At 40.3% G+C, this 16,291-nt stretch carries 17 protein-coding genes and 2 pseudogenes; 9 read left to right on the top strand and 10 right to left on the bottom strand.

Annotated features, from left to right (window positions below; genetic code table 11):
- Positions 1-76 precede the first annotated feature (76 nt).
- The 6 genes and pseudogenes from GNP35_RS13110 to GNP35_RS13090 form a co-directional block, all read right to left on the bottom strand.
- A pseudogene (locus tag GNP35_RS13110) lies at positions 77-1,392 on the bottom strand (ABC1 kinase family protein).
- A 303-nt stretch (positions 1,393-1,695) separates the two neighbouring features.
- Positions 1,696-3,528 (bottom strand): glutamine--fructose-6-phosphate transaminase (isomerizing), encoded by a 1,833-nt coding sequence (glmS, locus tag GNP35_RS13105; RefSeq protein WP_155696547.1) that lies wholly within the window; start codon positions 3,526-3,528, stop codon positions 1,696-1,698.
- Between the two features lie 10 nt (positions 3,529-3,538).
- Positions 3,539-4,300, bottom strand: a complete 762-nt coding sequence (locus tag GNP35_RS13100; RefSeq protein ID WP_155696545.1) for a DeoR/GlpR family DNA-binding transcription regulator — start codon at positions 4,298-4,300, stop codon at positions 3,539-3,541.
- Positions 4,301-4,371: 71 nt separating this feature from the next.
- On the bottom strand, positions 4,372-4,581 hold the full coding sequence (locus GNP35_RS15885) for a hypothetical protein (RefSeq protein ID WP_230961438.1): 210 nt from the start codon (positions 4,579-4,581) through the stop codon (positions 4,372-4,374).
- A 43-nt stretch (positions 4,582-4,624) separates the two neighbouring features.
- Positions 4,625-5,188: a CPBP family intramembrane glutamic endopeptidase gene (locus GNP35_RS13095; protein WP_230961436.1), complete on the bottom strand. Its 564-nt coding sequence runs from the start codon at positions 5,186-5,188 to the stop codon at positions 4,625-4,627.
- Between the two features lie 123 nt (positions 5,189-5,311).
- Positions 5,312-5,926 (bottom strand): LytTR family DNA-binding domain-containing protein, encoded by a 615-nt coding sequence (locus GNP35_RS13090; RefSeq protein WP_196492522.1) that lies wholly within the window; start codon positions 5,924-5,926, stop codon positions 5,312-5,314.
- Positions 5,927-6,303: 377 nt separating this feature from the next.
- On the opposite strand from GNP35_RS13090, the gene GNP35_RS13085 reads away from it, so the two are divergent.
- The 4 genes from GNP35_RS13085 to GNP35_RS13075 all read left to right on the top strand — a co-directional run bounded on the left by GNP35_RS13085 (position 6,304) and on the right by GNP35_RS13075 (position 8,001).
- Positions 6,304-6,810, top strand: coding sequence for a DUF3087 family protein (locus GNP35_RS13085; RefSeq protein ID WP_155696541.1), 507 nt, complete (start codon positions 6,304-6,306; stop codon positions 6,808-6,810).
- Between the two features lie 77 nt (positions 6,811-6,887).
- Complete coding sequence (locus GNP35_RS15325; protein WP_196492521.1) at positions 6,888-7,058, top strand: hypothetical protein; 171 nt, start codon at positions 6,888-6,890, stop codon at positions 7,056-7,058.
- An 18-nt stretch (positions 7,059-7,076) separates the two neighbouring features.
- Positions 7,077-7,286, top strand: coding sequence for a hypothetical protein (locus GNP35_RS13080; RefSeq protein WP_155696540.1), 210 nt, complete (start codon positions 7,077-7,079; stop codon positions 7,284-7,286).
- Positions 7,287-7,302: 16 nt separating this feature from the next.
- Complete coding sequence (locus GNP35_RS13075; RefSeq protein WP_155696538.1) at positions 7,303-8,001, top strand: DNA alkylation repair protein; 699 nt, start codon at positions 7,303-7,305, stop codon at positions 7,999-8,001.
- Between the two features lies 1 nt (position 8,002).
- Here GNP35_RS13075 and GNP35_RS15880 read toward each other — a convergent pair whose 3' ends face one another.
- Complete coding sequence (locus GNP35_RS15880) at positions 8,003-8,254, bottom strand: hypothetical protein (protein ID WP_155696536.1); 252 nt, start codon at positions 8,252-8,254, stop codon at positions 8,003-8,005.
- Between the two features lie 222 nt (positions 8,255-8,476).
- Here GNP35_RS15880 and GNP35_RS13065 point away from each other — a divergent pair, with 222 nt between their 5' ends.
- Entirely contained in the window at positions 8,477-8,944 is a 468-nt protein-coding gene (locus GNP35_RS13065) for a hypothetical protein (RefSeq protein ID WP_155696535.1), read from the top strand.
- Positions 8,937-9,155 (top strand): helix-turn-helix transcriptional regulator, encoded by a 219-nt coding sequence (locus GNP35_RS13060; protein WP_155696532.1) that lies wholly within the window; start codon positions 8,937-8,939, stop codon positions 9,153-9,155. Before GNP35_RS13065 ends, GNP35_RS13060 begins: the two co-directional genes overlap by 8 nt.
- Before the next feature lie 96 nt (positions 9,156-9,251).
- Here GNP35_RS13060 and glmU read toward each other — a convergent pair whose 3' ends face one another.
- Together glmU and GNP35_RS13050 are read right to left on the bottom strand one after the other, a co-directional pair.
- Entirely contained in the window at positions 9,252-10,613 is a 1,362-nt protein-coding gene (gene glmU / locus GNP35_RS13055; protein WP_155696530.1) for a bifunctional UDP-N-acetylglucosamine diphosphorylase/glucosamine-1-phosphate N-acetyltransferase GlmU, read from the bottom strand.
- Positions 10,614-10,749: 136 nt separating this feature from the next.
- On the bottom strand, positions 10,750-12,270 hold the full coding sequence (locus GNP35_RS13050; protein WP_155696528.1) for a protein adenylyltransferase SelO: 1,521 nt from the start codon (positions 12,268-12,270) through the stop codon (positions 10,750-10,752).
- A 154-nt stretch (positions 12,271-12,424) separates the two neighbouring features.
- Between GNP35_RS13050 and GNP35_RS13045 the strand changes: the two genes are divergently transcribed.
- Positions 12,425-12,727: a c-type cytochrome gene (locus GNP35_RS13045; protein ID WP_155696526.1), complete on the top strand. Its 303-nt coding sequence runs from the start codon at positions 12,425-12,427 to the stop codon at positions 12,725-12,727.
- A gap of 163 nt (positions 12,728-12,890) precedes the next feature.
- Here GNP35_RS13045 and recQ read toward each other — a convergent pair.
- Positions 12,891-14,742, bottom strand: a pseudogene (gene recQ / locus GNP35_RS13040) (DNA helicase RecQ).
- Positions 14,743-14,771: 29 nt separating this feature from the next.
- Here recQ and GNP35_RS13035 point away from each other — a divergent pair.
- Positions 14,772-15,227 carry a thioesterase family protein gene (locus tag GNP35_RS13035; protein WP_155696524.1) on the top strand — a complete coding sequence of 152 codons (456 nt, stop codon included), beginning with the start codon at positions 14,772-14,774 and terminating at the stop codon, positions 15,225-15,227.
- Positions 15,228-15,370: 143 nt separating this feature from the next.
- Positions 15,371-16,264, top strand: coding sequence for an EamA family transporter RarD (gene rarD, locus GNP35_RS13030; RefSeq protein ID WP_155696522.1), 894 nt, complete (start codon positions 15,371-15,373; stop codon positions 16,262-16,264).
- Positions 16,265-16,291: the final 27 nt, after the last annotated feature.

Genomic DNA, 16,291 nt, shown 5'->3' with positions numbered 1-16,291 from the left:
GGTTCATTTGTTATCTCCCGAATGATTGTTATTTCATTAGTAGAGATTGAAAACCTTTTATTACAAATATTTCTATTTAATTTCTCAGGTGTAAAAACTCTGTGTAAATTTCTTTAATATTAACAGACGCATTTAGTTTTGAGGCAAGTAAGTATAACCCACCTAACTTTCGGTGAATAAACAGCGCATCAACTGGTGGAGTGTGCCATTCAGAACGATGGTTTTTAATGTTTAAGCCCACATCGCGAACTCTACTGGCCAGCTGGCTGGTGGCGAAGTTAAACTCACCATCGTACTTCAAAGGTTCGCAGGCCATATCGAATATTTTCATTACTTCGTCTAAATACTCTGGGCTAATTTGGTCATTAAAAAACCAATTTGTTTCGCCGCTAACAATGCTTCTTCTCTATTGTCGTTCACACCTGCCGCTATCAGTTTTTGGTAACCTTCACTTATATGTTGCGGAATAACTCGGGTCGCTCCAAAGTCTAACAAGCCAATTTTTTTAGAGGCTGGGTCATATAAAAAGTTTGCGAAGTTTGGATCTGTTTGCATTAATCGAAAGTCAAAAAGCTCTTTCAAGAACAGCCAAATTAGATTACGAACGATTTGATTGCGAACGTTTAAAGGCTGATTGACCGCTTTTTCTATGGTTTCTCCTTCGATGTAATGCATTACCAAAATATCATCTTGAGTCAGGCTTTCATTAATTTTCGGGACGATAAACTCATCATTATCTAAGTGAGACTGGTATTTTTTGATGTAACTGGCTTCAAGAGCGTAATTCGCCTCATCTTGCAATTGTGATTTAGTGGCTTCTAACAAATCGCTCATATCTACTTGAGCGGGTAAAAGTCCTGACATATTTAAAAGTGTACCCACGTTGTCCACATCACTAGCGATTGAATCCCTAACTCCAGGATATTGAATTTTAACCGCTAATTTTTGCCCATTTTCAAGTCGTGCAAGGTGGACTTGGCCAATGGATGCTGCTGCAAAAGGACGCAATTCAAACTGACTAAAATTATCCAACCAATTCTCACCCCAATGACTTTTTAGCAAGGCTAATAATTGTTTATGTTGCATAGGCGCGGCGTCAGATCGTAGCTTCCCAAGTACGGCACTTAACTCGGGCGAAATGAGCTCACCGGCATCCATAGAAATCATTTGACCTAATTTCATCGCGGCTCCACGAAGGTGCGATAACTTATTTGCAACATGACCAATATTGGTTGGGGTCAGAAGTAGGTTTTGACTTGAGGGCTTCTGGCCTTTACTCAATTGTTTAGCGCCGTCTACAAGCATATTGCCAGCCACACGTGCTGCTAGGCCACCAAAGTGACTAAACCTAGATAACCGGGATTTTGGGATTTTGCGACCGTTTTCAGAAATAACACACCCACCTAAAATAAGTTGAAGTAATAGCTTATCAATACGTAATTGAAGTTAAACAGTTTAGTGCGGTTTCGTTAGAAAGCAGACATAAGCAGGCAAAAAGTAAACAAAACAATATAGCCGAAACTAATAATGTTCAAACTGAGCACATAAAAAAACCTTCAAACATTATTCAACGCTTGAAGGTTTTGTTGTTTTTAGTGACTTGGCTTCCAAATAAATTATTCCCATTACTAGAATAATTAATATTGTTACCAAATAAATTAGCCTTTGATAGTAAGGTCAATTTGCTCTAGCAAATTATTCAACCGTCACTGATTTTGCTAAGTTACGTGGTTGGTCAACGTCAGTACCTTTAATAATAGCAACGTAGTAGCTCAGTAATTGCAGGGGAATTGTATAGACAATAGGGGCAATCAACTCATCAACGTGTGGCACTTCAAGTACACGCATTGTGTCGTCGCTCTTGAATTTCGCATCTTTATCAGCGAAGACATATAAGATGCCGCCACGAGCACGAACTTCTTCAACGTTCGACTTAAGCTTTTCAAGCAGTTCATTGTTTGGCGCTACAACAATAATTGGCATATCTGCATCAATTAACGCTAATGGACCGTGCTTAAGTTCACCAGCCGCATAAGCTTCGGCGTGAATGTAAGAAATTTCCTTAAGCTTTAAAGCACCCTCCATCGCGATTGGATATTGCTCGCCGCGACCCAAGAATAAGCTGTGGTGCTTATCAGCAAACTCTTTTGCTAACTCTTCAATGCCATCAGACATTAACAACGTCTCTTCTAACTTAGCTGGTAGGCTAGCTAGTGCTGAAACTAATTGTTTTTGTAATTCAGCTGACATGCCTTTTTGCTTGCCTAACGCAGCAGTAAGCATAAGAAGTGCAACTAACTGAGTCGTAAATGCTTTTGTTGAAGCAACACCAATTTCCGCACCAGCGTTAGTCATAACCGCAAGGTCAGATTCACGAACCAATGACGAACCAGGTACGTTACAAACTGACAAGCTCGCTTTATAACCAATTTCTTTTGCTAAACGCAATGCTGCTAGCGTATCTGCTGTTTCACCTGATTGTGAAATCGTTACGATTAGTGAGTTTTTAGGCACGTATGACTTTCTGTAACGGAACTCAGAAGCAATCTCAACATTACAGCTAACGTTTGCTAATGACTCTAACCAATAACGAGCAACCATACCTGAGTGGTAAGACGTACCACAGGCAATAATTTGAACGTGATCAATACCTTCTAAAATTGCAGCTGCATTTTCACCTAAGTATTCTTCGATAACCGTTTCGTCGTTAATACGATTTGCTAACGTATTACGAACTGAAATTGGTTGCTCATGAATTTCTTTTAACATGTAGTGACGGTATTCACCTTTGTCACCGGCATCGTGAGTAATGTCAGACTCAGTGATTTCACGCTCAACTGGGTTGCCATCAGTGTCGAAAATGCTAATGCGATCACGAGTGATTTCAGCTACGTCACCTTCTTCCAAGAAGATAAAACGACGTGTTACCGGAAGAAGTGCCAGCTGATCAGAGGCAACAAAGTTTTCACCAATACCAACACCAATTACTAATGGTGAGCCAGAACGCGCAACAACGATAGTATCTGGGTTTGACGGCTCCATGATAACAGTACCGTAAGCGCCTTCTAATTGTTTAACTGAGGTTTGAACGGCTGCTAATAGTGATGCAGACGATTGACGGTTTTCGTTCACTAAGTGAGCAATTACTTCGGTGTCAGTATCAGAGCTGAAGGTATAACCTTTAGCTTGAAGTGACTCACGTAACGTTTCGTGGTTTTCAATAATACCGTTATGCACCAAGGCAATTTTTTCGTTCGACATGTGTGGGTGTGCATTTTTTTGAGTAACGCCACCGTGTGTTGCCCAACGAGTGTGAGCAATACCCGTTACACCGTTAACACCAGACTTTGCAACAGCATCAGCCAAGGCTTGTACTTTACCTACTTCACGTTCACGCATTAACGTGCCATCAGTTTTTAGTAACGCAACACCAGCAGAGTCATAACCACGGTATTCAAGGCGCTTTAGGCCTTCTAATAAAATATTTACAATATGACGCTCAGCTACGCCACCAACAATTCCGCACATAATTTAATCCTTAAACTTTAATTACTTGGACATTGTGAGCGGTAATTTTTCGCTCACTGTCGATATTAATGTCAGCATCGGTCACTAGAATATCTATGTGTTCCCATGCTAATTCTAAATTGGGTATCTTTCGGTCTAACTTTTCAGACTCGGCCATAACAATAACTTGCTGCGATACATTGGCCATGGTTCGACTTAGATTTGTTAGCTCATTAAATGTAGTTGTGCCACGCTCAACGTCTAAACCTGATGCGCCTAAAAACGCTTGGTCAAAATTATAGGCACGTAACATGTTTTCAGCGAATTGACCTTGCAATGAGTGAGATTGAGCATCCCACGTACCGCCGGTCATTAATAAGGTAGGTTCGTTTTCTAATTCTAGAATACGATTCGCAACGGAAATTGAATTTGTCATTACCACTAAACCGCGAACGGATTGAGCATGTTCTAATAAAGCGGACGTTGTACTTCCGCTATCAATAACAATTCGGTTGTGATCTTTAATAAGAGCCGCCGCCGCTTTACCTATCGCTTGTTTCGTTTTTGAAACGTCAGTGTTTGTGAGCTCTGAAGATTCAGTTGGCAATGCCACTGCACCGCCATATTTGCGTAACAATAAACCATTGGCTTCAAGCGCTGATAAGTCTTTACGAATAGTGACCTCAGACGTATTGAACTCATCTTTTAACTGTTCAACGGACACTTCTTGAAAGGCAATTACCTTATCAACAATTGCACGACGACGGGATTGAGTGTTACGTTTCTGGACCATTTTCTTCCGACTTAAGTTTCGAACCGAAAGTATTATAGTCAAAACGTAACAAAAATAAACAATAACTTTACCTAAGCGGTCACTCTATTTGATTGAAAAGTAACCTCGGCCTCTCTGTTTTTAAACAAGCGCTGTTTTGTTACTTCTCTTTTCTTACCATTTTTAATTAACCAAGTGACATAAACGATGCTCAATACAATGGCAGAGGCTTTAAATATATTGGCATCCGCTTCTCCCATTGCACCACCTGACATACCAAATATGCCGTAGGCTGCGTTCATAATGAAGTGCATCCACATTGGGTACCAAATTCGATAGCCACATTCACAATACAACCAAGCAAACCAAGAAACCTGCGATCGCCATAAACCCGAACATCATGAGTCCAGACATAACATCGTTAGTTTGGTATAGATGACCAAATCCAAAAATCAGTGAGCTGACCAATGCTGCCGGCACAAATCCCCACTTACAAATTCTAAACAGCAGCCCAAATAGAACACCTCTGAAAATGATTTCTTCGAAAAAGGCAGGGTACACTGAGCCAGTTAAGATATTAGCGAGTGATAGATCTAAGCTTGTTGATAAGTGAGCATAGCCAATACACATTGGTATACAGGTTATGACAGCAGCTTTAAAATACCATTTGCCATTGTCAGAGCGTAAGCCAAGTGTGGTTAACCAGTCTTCGTTTCTAAACAGGATTAACGTTAATACGACAAAAGGCCCAAAAATAAAGAGCCAACTGACCAAAGACAAAACAACGCCCGAGCCAGTATCTAATTCACGTAGAGTGCTTACCCACTCTGAAGGAAAAAGACTGCGCATGAATAAGTGGCAACACACGAATACGATAAGAAGTAATATAGCTTTTATATTTTTGTTCATTTTCACTTTCCTCAATGAAATTTAATTAACGAGGTGAAGTGTGAGATAGGCTTTCATTCTCAGCAATGGGACAGGGGTGAAAGCCCTTTTTTTGGGCTGTTTGCGCTTATTAGGGGCGAATGACTAGGTGTCTGTGGTGGCCAACAAAGACTGTTTTATGGCATCCACAAATTTACGAGATACCGGTATGTTCTCTTCAGTCACGTTTAAGGCTAGTTGTAATCCATTGGCATTGCCTGAGCTACTTTTCACAAATGATAAATTGACGGCATAAGAGCGATGGCACTTAATGATCCCTTTATTTGAAGGAATCTGTTCTATTGCACGGGACAAAGGAATTCTCAGTACCGTGGTGTGTAGCATCTCATTTTTATAAGTGTAAATATCACAATAGTTGTCAGCCGCTTTGAGGTAAACCAGCTCTTCAATCGTTAGAGTAAGTTGCTCTGTTTTGTTGTCGCCATACAAGGTAAACCCAGTGGTATGTACGTTGGCTCGTTCATTTGTAGGGTCTAGTGTTTTTGCTTGATCTTCAAGACTGCTCGTTTTTGTGCCTTGAGTAGCTTCTTGCTTAATGCCTTGGCGACTTTGCTCTTGTATATACATGATAGACAATGGGAAAGTAGCAATGGCAGAGACATAAATAACAAACATTAGTTGGTTGCCCCAATGCCACTGTTCTAGGATGGCGACGACAAAGTAACTGTGATTAAAAACGGCCGCGATGATTAAGTTCATAACTAATATCCCAACGGGATAAAGCCTATATTGAGACTTAAAGCGAGTTAACTGCAACTCAATGAGCCCAGACACAATTATGGCAAAGAAACGTAGCAAGCCCATAACCGGTGAGTTTTAAATACTTAAAGGAATCTTGCGACTCGTAAGTCCCAAACGGTTGAAAAATGAATAGCACAGCAACGGTGAAAAAGGAGATGAAAAAAGCGCGCTTTTGTAAATAGAGGCGAGCTTGCATCGTATTATTTAAAAGTAACATGTTGTCTGTGCAGTAATATATCCATTTAAAAACGCTAACATAATTCCCTAATAATAAATACTTTAAGTTAAACTGTGGTAAGTCAATTTTATCCATTATATTTAGTAGAATATCTCAAATGAAACTTGAATCTATAGACAAACAAACCTACCGAAAACACTTAAATATTATTATATTTATCAGCATCGTAAGCTTTGCTGGTTTGTCGTTGGGTATTTCCCAGACCGCTATTTACTTTTTTACTGATAGAGAAGGTACCCACTTTTGGCTCAACGTGATGGGTGTTGTATTCGGTATGATTATTGTTGGGTCATTACTTAATAGGTATAAAGAACACCCATTTTTAGCTGAGGCTTATTATGTTTGGCGCCTTAAACAACAGATAAACTTTATTTATCGTAAGCAAAAAAAAATTGAAGCCGCGATTGAAGATGACAATGTGGATGCCATGCTCATAATGACTTTTTATTATAAAGCCTGTGAACAACTTTATAACTTAGACGACAATACCATCACGATTAGCGCGCTTAATAAAAAATCAAATGAACTTAAAGAAAAGCTCGAAGAGCTAAGACTAGAAGTTAATGTAGAAGACTATAAACAAGAGTTGTTACAAAGATTTTGAACTTGCTAGCCATTTTTCTGTCAGTATTTGAAGTCGATAAACAGTAAAGTAATTTAAAACGAATTAAGGATGTTTGAATGGAAAAGCAGACTAAAGATGATTTAAAAACAACGGCTATGTTGTTTACTGGCACATTAACAGAGTTTGCTTTATTGAAGTCTATGACTCAATCAAAAACATTGACCGCAATGGTAATCATTGGCTTAGCCATGTTTGCTGGTCTAGGGTTTTTCTTACTTTCGCAGTAAGAGCTAAAAGGATTTATGATGAAAAAATTGATTACATTATGTGTTGCGTTATTAATGAGTGGTTGTGCCGTTGTTGCTGAAACAACATTAGAAAATATTTACGACAGCAAAGTTGAAAAAAACAGCCACTGCCAAACTATTGCGGTGAGCTGTGCAGACCTAGATGGTAGACATTATATTGAGTGGCAAACATCGAGCGGTGAAGTTCGATGTCAATGTCAAAAGTAATACCAAAAGGTCAACGATGAATAAAGCACAAGTGTTTGAATTACTAGAGCAAAACAAAAACCCGCGTGGCATTGAAAACTGGCAAAAGTTAACGGAGACAGGCGGTTTGTCTAGTTTTGGTATTGGATTAACAGTACAGCGCAAACTGGCTAAACAAATAGGTAAAAACCGTCCGTTGGCGCATGAATTGTGGGCGACGGATAATTACGACGCTAAAGTACTTGGGCTGTTAATAGACGATCCAAAGCAAATAACCACAGAGCAAGCAGAACAACAAGTTGAAGAACTTAATAGTGGCATGTTGCGTCATGTTTTTTCTTCATGCGACGCGACGCTCGCTAAATCTTCAGTGGCGTTTGAAGTAGCAAAGTCGTGGCTCAATAGTGATGATGAAGTTCGACGCAGTTGTGCCTACGGATTGATTTACGAATTGTCTAAGAAAAAAGCGAAGGTTTATACCGATGAGTTTTTCTTGTCTGTGATCAGTAATATAAATAAGAATGCAGACAAAGAGTCAAAACGTGTTCAGTTGGCGATGGGCGGCGCGTTAATGGGCATCGGCAAGCGAAACTTAGAGCTTAATCGTGCAGCGTTAGACGTTGCTGAACGCATTGGTCCAATAGACTTTAATGAAGATGGTCAGAAGTGTGATCCATTTGATGTCGTAAAACATCTCACTAGTGATTATCTGAAGAAAAAGCTGGGCATTGCTTAGGTTATTTAAACCAGACCTTTCCACCAATAAATTTAAAAGCAGGCGTGCCCCTCACTAAGGTGTCACGAGCAAACACACTGTTGCACTGAGGGCAGGTACAATTCTCCGTTGTATAATCCTTTGTAATTCTCTCTTTAAAACACTTTATCAACGCACCTTTGCCACCTTTTTTGTATTTAAAAAGGATGTGCTGACACTTTTTGCAGTAAATAGTCACCGACTTATCTGGCGCTTTTGCATTCGGTTTGGCCAAAGTAACCTCTAATAATCAAACGTGAATCAAGCAAGTAATATAACACTCTGATAGTCCATATAGAATTTCATTTAGCCATGTCCTTTTGTGACTCGTATGTTTGGAGTTGCTCAAAATAAAATCATTTTATTTAAACTGGGCTCTTGATCTTAATGTAACCCTAGGGTATCTTTTGATACCTAGGGGTTACAAATTTAGATAAATAAAATTAAGGATTTAGATATGACTGCACAATCAACACCAATTAACGAAGAGATTCTTTTAAAGCAAACAGGCCTATTGGGTTTTTTCGCTGGTAGTATTATTTTACTGCCAGTTATTAGTGATATTTTAAAGTCCACATCTTTAGGAGGTGAGTCTTTGATTACAGCTAAGGTATTAATATTTTTAGCTTTGTTTATTGGACTAATTGTAAGTCTGGTTAAACAAATAAAGGCTGGAAAAAAAGTGGATAGTAAAAACTATTGGTTCTCAAATTTCGAGGATGAGTTTTTTAACCATATCAATGAAAAGGCTTATAAGTACTCTTGGACGATGTCGTTAACCACGCTTATTGTATTTTCTCTTTATGGAAGTTCAATTACTAATGAAGCGGCTTCAGTAAATCAAGTTTGCCAAGCGATAATAGGTGTTATGCTTTTTTCTTTTGGGTTGACAATTCTTATAAAGCTAAGAGGTAACAATGACTGATTTTTTACGAAACGATATTGCACGATTCAGGAGTGATAAAAAGGTATCACAACAGGAGTTAGCCGATGCGATAAGCGTTTCACGAAAAACAATTAGTACTGTTGAAACAGGTCGTTTTACGCCCTCAGTAGTCATTGCGTTAAAGCTCGCAAACTATTTTGGTGTAGCTGTTGAAGATCTTTTTGAGTTGGCAGTTAAGGGTGACAAGTAGCTAGTTTCGTAATGACGTTGAATTTTTTGACTAGTAAATATACGCCAGTGAATTTAGTATTCCCTGGCGTATGGATTTTAACGAAGAAACAAGCCGCTAGCCCTTTGTAGGGCGCTTCCAACCGTCAATATTGCGCTGTTTGCCACGCGCAATTGCAAGACCATCTTTGTCGATGTTTTTAGTCACCGTTGAGCCGGCTGCAACAAATCCGTTTTCTTCAATGGTAATTGGCGCCACTAACGTTGAGTTTGTACCAATAAATGCGTTGTCTTTAATATCCGTTTTAAACTTATTCACACCGTCGTAATTGGCCGTAATCACGCCTGCACCAATGTTTACGCCAGCGCCAATTGTCGCATCGCCTAAATAAGAGAAGTGGTTTGCTTTTGAACCTTCGCCAAGTACTGACTTTTTCATTTCAACAAAGTTACCAACTTTGGCTTTATTGCCAACAATTGCACCAGGACGTAAACGAGCAAATGGACCAATTTGAGCATTCGCCCCTACTTTTGCATCGTCAACTAAAGAGTTAGCTTCAATAGTAGCACCGCTCTCAATGACACAATCTTTTAGTACACAGTTTGGGCCAACGGTTACGTTGTCGCCTAGAACAACAGTGCCTTCAAAAACCACGTTGACGTCTAACGACACATCATGACCTACCGTCACGTCACCACGAACGTCTATTCGAGCTGGGTCACGCATTGAAGCGCCAGATAACATTAACTGCTCTGCTGCACGACGTTGATATTCACGCTCTAACGTAGCAAGTTGAACACGATTGTTAGCGCCTTCTACTTCAATGCCACTTTCTGGATGAGCCGTGTTGATGACATAACCTGCTTCATTCGCCATCGCAATGACGTCAGTTAGATAGTACTCACCTTGCGCGTTATCGCTAGACAAGTTGGCTAACCAGCCTTTTAACAAGTCACCGTTTACCGCCATAATGCCAGTGTTCACTTCATTAATTAGAAGTTGCTCTGGGTTCGCGTCTTTTTGCTCAATGATGCCAACAACTTTGTCATTTTCATCACGAACAATACGGCCATAACCCGTTGGGTTATCTAGTTTAACCGTTAAAAGTGCAATGCCTTTTTCAGGTTTCACAGCTAACAAACGTTCTAACGTCTCTGTTTGAATAAGCGGTACGTCGCCGTAAAGAATTAGAATGGTTTGGTCGTCAGGCATAAATTCGTCAGCGACTTTAACTGCGTGACCTGTGCCTTTTTGTTCAGCTTGAAGCGCCCAATGCACTTTGTTTGAAGAAAGGGCTTCTTTTAACTGATCACCACCGTGGCCATAAACCATAGTAATGTTGTCTGAATTAAGTGCCTTCGATGCATCGATAACGTGTTGCACCATAGGTTTATGGGCAACAGGATGTAAAACCTTTGGAAGGCTAGATTTCATGCGCGTGCCTTTACCGGCCGCTAAAATAACTACTGATAAGTTCATTTAATAAGTTCCTTTATTGATGCCGTCATTATACGTTTACAGCGGCTAAAATCTCAATGCTTAAGTGTACACAATAGCGCTTTTATATTACTGTTTTATTGAACGTAAGTGCACGCTTACTTTCTTTTAATATTTCCTAACTGCTACACGAAATGCTCAGCTCTTCACTCCATGCTGGTGGATGTTGTGCGTAACGTGAGTACTCTGGTTGAGAATCGTATGGACGTTTTAGTACTGAATAAAGTTCTTCAAGAGGTCTGTTGTCACCCTGTTCGGAAGCTTCTATGACTTGCTGTGCTAAATAATTGCGTAATATATATTTAGGGTTAATGGCTTGCATTGTTTGGGTTCGTTTTTCATCGCTGCGTGTTTCTATTGTAAGGCGATTACTGTATTTCTTTAGCCATTTAAGTGCCGCGTCTCTATCGATAAACAGGTCGGTAAACTTGTTGCTTTCAACAATGACATTGTCCATTTCGCTCAGTGTGCGCCAAACAATTGAATAGTCGGCTTTGTTTTCCTGCATTAACGATAGAAGCTCGCCAAGTAGGATACGATCGTCGGTTTTATGTTTTGCAAAACCCATTTTTTGACGCATTAAATTTGAATATTCGGCTAATAAATGAGGCTGATATTGCTCCAGCTCAGCTCGTAAAATTGGTCCATCAAGTAAGCCTGACAAAGAGTGGCCTAGTACATTTAAGTTCCACAAGGCAACGCCGGGCTGCTCGTCGAAAGCATATCGACCGGTGTGATCAGAGTGATTGCAAATGTGTTGTGGATTATATTGGTCTAAAAAGCCAAACGGACCATAGTCAAAAGTAAGGCCTAAAATAGACATGTTGTCGGTGTTCATTACGCCATGGCAAAAACCATGAGCTTGCCATTTAGCCACCATTTCAGCAGTACGTTTTATGGTAAAGCGAAACAATAGACGCGTTTTTTCTTCAATGCTAACGTCGGAAGCATCAGCCTTATACAGCTCGACTAAATCAGAGTGTTCTTTCGGTAACACGTGATTTATACAATATTCAACCAGTCGGGTTTGTAAGTCGGTGTCACCATGATGAAAGGCATTTTCAAAATGGCCAAAGCGGATATGGCTCGGGCATACTCGTATTAGTGCAGCACCTTGTTCAATCGTTTCTCTTTGAACTTGTTCGCCAGTGGTAAATACACCTAATGCTCGAGAGGTAGGAATACCTAAATGATGTAATGCCTCAGAGGCCAAAAACTCACGAATACTGCTGCGAACCACAGCTCTGCCATCACCAAATCTAGAGTAGGGCGTTTGTCCTGCCCCTTTTACGTGGATATCAAAACGACCATGGCTAGATTCTACTTCACCGAGCAGTACGCCACGACCATCACCTAGTTGTGGGTTGTAGTGGCCAAACTGGTGACCAGTATATTTTTGTGCAAAAGGTTGAGCTCCGCTTACCAATGATTTACCAGCAAACCAATCTAAAGAACTTTCACTTAGCCATTGAAGAGACGGAAACGAAGGCGAACTTAATAGCTCTGCTGTATCAATACTGGTAATAAGCCAACTTGGCTTGTTAAATTTTGCGGGATTAATCACTGCGCCTAGTTCAGGCAAGTATTTGATATAGGTGTTGTTAAATAGAATGTCTGGATTATTCTTTTGTGTAGACATGATTATCCTGAGGCCTTTTGATCTGGCTTAATAAAATCTTAGTAAAACAGTATACGCTATTCGCTGTTTTTAGATTTTGGTGTTATTTTTATTACAGTACTTTTGTGACTGTAATTTTATTAAAGTTTATTTTGTTTCGAGAATCGGAGTATATATGAAAAAAGCATTTTTATTAGCTATTGCGGCTGTGGCTGCGTTTTCTACACAAGTTCAAGCGGCAGATATTGAAGCCGGTAAAGCAAAAGCTGCAACTTGCGCTGCCTGTCATGGAGCTAATGGCATTAGTGCAATCCCTACGTACCCAAATTTAGCGGGACAAAAACCAGCTTACATTGTGCAACAATTAAAGGCGTTTAAGTCTGGTGAGCGTAACAACGCAATCATGAAGCCAATGGCGACGATGCTAACGGACGCAGACATGATTAATGTTGCTGCGTATTACGCGTCATTAAAGTAGGGGCTTTAGTTAAGCCGCGATAGGTTACGAAGTTTAAGAAAAGGCAGCTCTATGGGTCACTCCATAACAGCTGCTTTTTTATTGTAAACAAAATGAGAAAACAAAAATGAGAGAACTAAACTGAAAGAATTAAACTTAAAGTTATAAGCTAGTGTTTAGCTTTTTAAACGCCGCTTTCAAGGTGGCGATTTATAACCTGAATAAAGGCCTCTCCATAACGCTTGAGTTTGGTTTCACCTACACCAGACACTGCTAACATCTGACGTTGATTGGTTGGCAACTTATTCGCCATATCCACCAGTGTTGCATCATTAAAGACCACAAATGGTGGTACGTCATGCTCATCAGCAATAGAAACGTCGAAGGCTTTTAAGTCTCGCGTACAAACGTTTGTCGTAGTTAACCAGCAGAGGTTTTTCATCGTAAACTTTACGACCAATTCTCGGTTCAGCTAGGTTCAATACCACTTCACCTTTTAAAATTGGGCGGGCCTTATCGGTCAGCATCAACTGGCTGTTGCGGCTAATGTCTTGCTCTACAAAACCTCGGTGAATTAATTGACGAATGATACTCATCCAGAATTCATGGCTTTGAGTCTTACCAATGCCAAACGTAGAGAGTTGGTCGTGATTTTGTTCACGGACTCGGCTATTTAAACTACCACGTAAAACATCAATCACATGACCAATGCCTACTCGTTGTTCACAACGATAAATACAAGACAAGGCTTGCTGCGCTGGAATAGTGGCATCAAAAGACTTCGGTGGGTCTAAACAAATGTCACAGTTGCCGCAGGCATCATTACTAAATTCGTTAAAGTAGTTGAGTAAGACTTGACGACGACAAGTTTGAGCGTCGGCCAATGCCACCATCGCATTAAAACGTTGAGTCTCAACTTTCACTCGTTCTTCGTTGGGATTATCGGCTATCATTTTTTTAATACGAGGCGCATCACCAGAATCAAAAAATAACAAACACTCTGCCGGTAAACCATCACGTCCCGCTCGGCCTGTTTCCTGATAATAGCTTTCGATAGTGCGCGGTAAGTCGTAGTGCACAACAAATCGAATATTAGGCTTGTTAATACCCATACCAAAAGCAACCGTCGCCACAACAATTTGAACATGGTCGCGTTGAAATTGTTCTTGAACGCGGTTTCTGGTTTCTGTGTCATAACCTGCATGGTAGGCTGCCGCTCGATAACCTTTCGCAATAAGCTTTTCGGCTATATCGTCAACCCTTGCTCGACTTGAACAATATATAATACCGGACTGATCAGACTGAGATTTCATAAATGTCATTAACTGACTCAGCGGCTTAAACTTTTCTTCAATAGTGAATCGCAGGTTAGGGCGATCAAAACTACCGGTATGAACTAACGGATCTTGTAGCTGCAGTTGCGCCGCAATATCGTAGCGAGTAGCTCTATCAGCCGTTGCCGTTAGCGCCATAATGGGAACATTTGGAAAGTGCTGTTTAATCATGTTTAGGCGTAAATAATCTTGCCTAAAGTCGTGGCCCCAATGCGACAAACAGTGAGCTTCATCGATGGCAAACAAACCAACACCACAAAACTTAATGTGTTCTAAAAACTGGTATTGCAGTAAGCGCTCAGGAGACACATAAAGAATTTTAATTTCGCCATGCTGTAACTGATTTAGGATGTGAGACTGTTGTTCACGAGTCTGTTGGCTGTTAACAAATGCTGCTGCAACGCCTGATTCCAATAGCTGGTCTACCTGGTCTTTCATTAACGAAAGCAAAGGCGTCACAACGATAGTGACCTTATCTAAAATTAACGCAGGAATTTGATAACACAAACTTTTACCGCCGCCCGTTGGCATCAGTACCATTACATCTTGGCCGCTTAGGCTCGCGTCAACAACAGCTTGCTGCCCTTCTCTAAATTCAGAGTAGCCAAAGACTTGTTTTAAAACGCTAATTGGAGAGTTTGTTAATTCAGACAAAAGATTCTTAACTTTAGATGTGACACAACTTGGTGAGCATTGTACCATCTCAACCTTCAACATGGGCAGGGAAAAGTATGTTATCTAAACAAGAAATTCAACTTTGGTTAACGAGTGTTTTTAATAGCTTGAACTTTAATAAAAATTTGGGCTTGAACATCACTATTTGTGAGTCAGACAAAGCGGAAATTAGATTTGCTTGGGACGACAAGCTAATGGGCAATCCAATGCAAAAAATCTTGCATGGCGGTGTAACAGCAACTGCGTTAGATACGGTAGGTGGCATACTCGCCATTTATAGCCGACTGGACAATATGGACATTGTTAACCAAGAGCAACTAGTTGAATTTACAAAACGTGTAGGCACCATCGATTTACGAACTGACTATTTAAGGCCAGGACGAGGAGATGAATTTATTGCGTCGGCTAAACTAATTCGTTCAGGGAGTCGGGTTTGTGTTTGCCGTATGGAACTACACAATAATAAAGGCGATCAAATTGCCTTTGGAACAGGAACTTACCTAGTTGGTTAATCCACCTATACTTAATCCAATTGTACTTAACCCAACTTAACTTATTTTAATTAACAGCTTGCTCCTATGGTATTACTACCTAGGTCTATGTTAAATAAATCGTTATTGCTTAACTCGCTATTACCTAAATTAGAGATCACTAAATGAAATTAGAAACCAAACACGGCATGATTTACGCAGTTTTTGCATTTGTCATGTGGGGCCTAGCGCCGCTGTTTTTTAAACAACTACAGTTTATGCCGTCGTTGGAAATTCTTGCGCACCGCGTGATTTGGTCTGCATTACTGCTCGTTGTGATCATTGGTCTTCGTAAAAATTTACACAAAGTTAAGGCAATACTAACTGATCCTAAAACCCTGCTGGTCCTTGTCATTAGTGCCACATTGCTGGGCTTTAACTGGTGGTTATTTATTTGGTCGATTAACAATGACCATATTCTGGATGCAAGTTTAGGTTATTACATTAATCCACTTCTTAATATCGCCTTAGGCACCTTATTCTTAAAAGAGCGGCTGTCCAAATTACAATATGCGGCCGTCGCACTTGCTGTCGTTGGTGTAATGATTCAAGTGGTTACCTTTGGCTCATTCCCTATAATTGCGTTTAGCTTGGCTATTAGTTTTGCAATATACGGGCTAATAAGAAAGTTAGCAGCGGTAGACGCAATGCCTGGGCTATTAATCGAGTCACTTGTTTTGATATTGCCAGCGATTGTGTATTGGTATGGTTTTGCGGACAGTCCAGCGGCTAATTTGTTAGAAAATAGCTGGTATTTAAATGCGTTAATTATTGGAGCAGGGCTCGTAACCACAGCGCCGTTACTGTGCTTTGTAGAAGCGGCTCGCAGACTTGAATACTCAACCTTAGGCTTTTTCCAATACATTGGCCCAAGCATAATGTTTATGTTTGCCGTTTTCTATTACCACGAACAGTTTGACCAAGAACGTTGGGTCACCTTTGGATTTATTTGGGCTGCGTTAGTGGTGTACAGCTATTCGAGTTATCGCAATATGAAGAAACTAAAAGTGACGCTTTAAATCAGTAAGAAATCCGTTTTTACAGTT

Source organism: Psychrosphaera haliotis (assembly GCF_009728465.1).
In the GTDB taxonomy this organism is placed as follows: domain Bacteria; phylum Pseudomonadota; class Gammaproteobacteria; order Enterobacterales; family Alteromonadaceae; genus Psychrosphaera; species Psychrosphaera haliotis.
The sequence above is the reverse complement of the archived record's forward strand: the minus strand, read 5'-3'. Positions and strand labels throughout refer to the sequence as shown.

Bases quoted from the DNA above. Each gene is read 5' to 3' on its own strand.
- GNP35_RS13075 (WP_155696538.1), top strand. From the start codon at position 7,303: ATGAATAAAGCACAAGTGTTTGAATTACTAGAGCAAAACAAAAACCCG.
- GNP35_RS15325 (WP_196492521.1), top strand. From the start codon at position 6,888: ATGGAAAAGCAGACTAAAGATGATTTAAAAACAACGGCTATGTTGTTT.
- GNP35_RS13060 (WP_155696532.1), top strand. From the start codon at position 8,937: ATGACTGATTTTTTACGAAACGATATTGCACGATTCAGGAGTGATAAA.
- glmU (WP_155696530.1), bottom strand. From the start codon at position 10,613: ATGAACTTATCAGTAGTTATTTTAGCGGCCGGTAAAGGCACGCGCATG.
- glmS (WP_155696547.1), bottom strand. From the start codon at position 3,528: ATGTGCGGAATTGTTGGTGGCGTAGCTGAGCGTCATATTGTAAATATT.
- GNP35_RS13090 (WP_196492522.1), bottom strand. From the start codon at position 5,926: ATGAACTTAATCATCGCGGCCGTTTTTAATCACAGTTACTTTGTCGTC.
- GNP35_RS13095 (WP_230961436.1), bottom strand. From the start codon at position 5,188: ATGAACAAAAATATAAAAGCTATATTACTTCTTATCGTATTCGTGTGT.
- GNP35_RS13045 (WP_155696526.1), top strand. From the start codon at position 12,425: ATGAAAAAAGCATTTTTATTAGCTATTGCGGCTGTGGCTGCGTTTTCT.
- GNP35_RS13080 (WP_155696540.1), top strand. From the start codon at position 7,077: ATGAAAAAATTGATTACATTATGTGTTGCGTTATTAATGAGTGGTTGT.
- GNP35_RS15885 (WP_230961438.1), bottom strand. From the start codon at position 4,581: ATGAACGCAGCCTACGGCATATTTGGTATGTCAGGTGGTGCAATGGGA.
- GNP35_RS13050 (WP_155696528.1), bottom strand. From the start codon at position 12,270: ATGTCTACACAAAAGAATAATCCAGACATTCTATTTAACAACACCTAT.
- GNP35_RS13085 (WP_155696541.1), top strand. From the start codon at position 6,304: ATGAAACTTGAATCTATAGACAAACAAACCTACCGAAAACACTTAAAT.
- rarD (WP_155696522.1), top strand. From the start codon at position 15,371: ATGAAATTAGAAACCAAACACGGCATGATTTACGCAGTTTTTGCATTT.
- GNP35_RS13035 (WP_155696524.1), top strand. From the start codon at position 14,772: ATGTTATCTAAACAAGAAATTCAACTTTGGTTAACGAGTGTTTTTAAT.
- GNP35_RS13100 (WP_155696545.1), bottom strand. From the start codon at position 4,300: ATGGTCCAGAAACGTAACACTCAATCCCGTCGTCGTGCAATTGTTGAT.
- GNP35_RS13065 (WP_155696535.1), top strand. From the start codon at position 8,477: ATGACTGCACAATCAACACCAATTAACGAAGAGATTCTTTTAAAGCAA.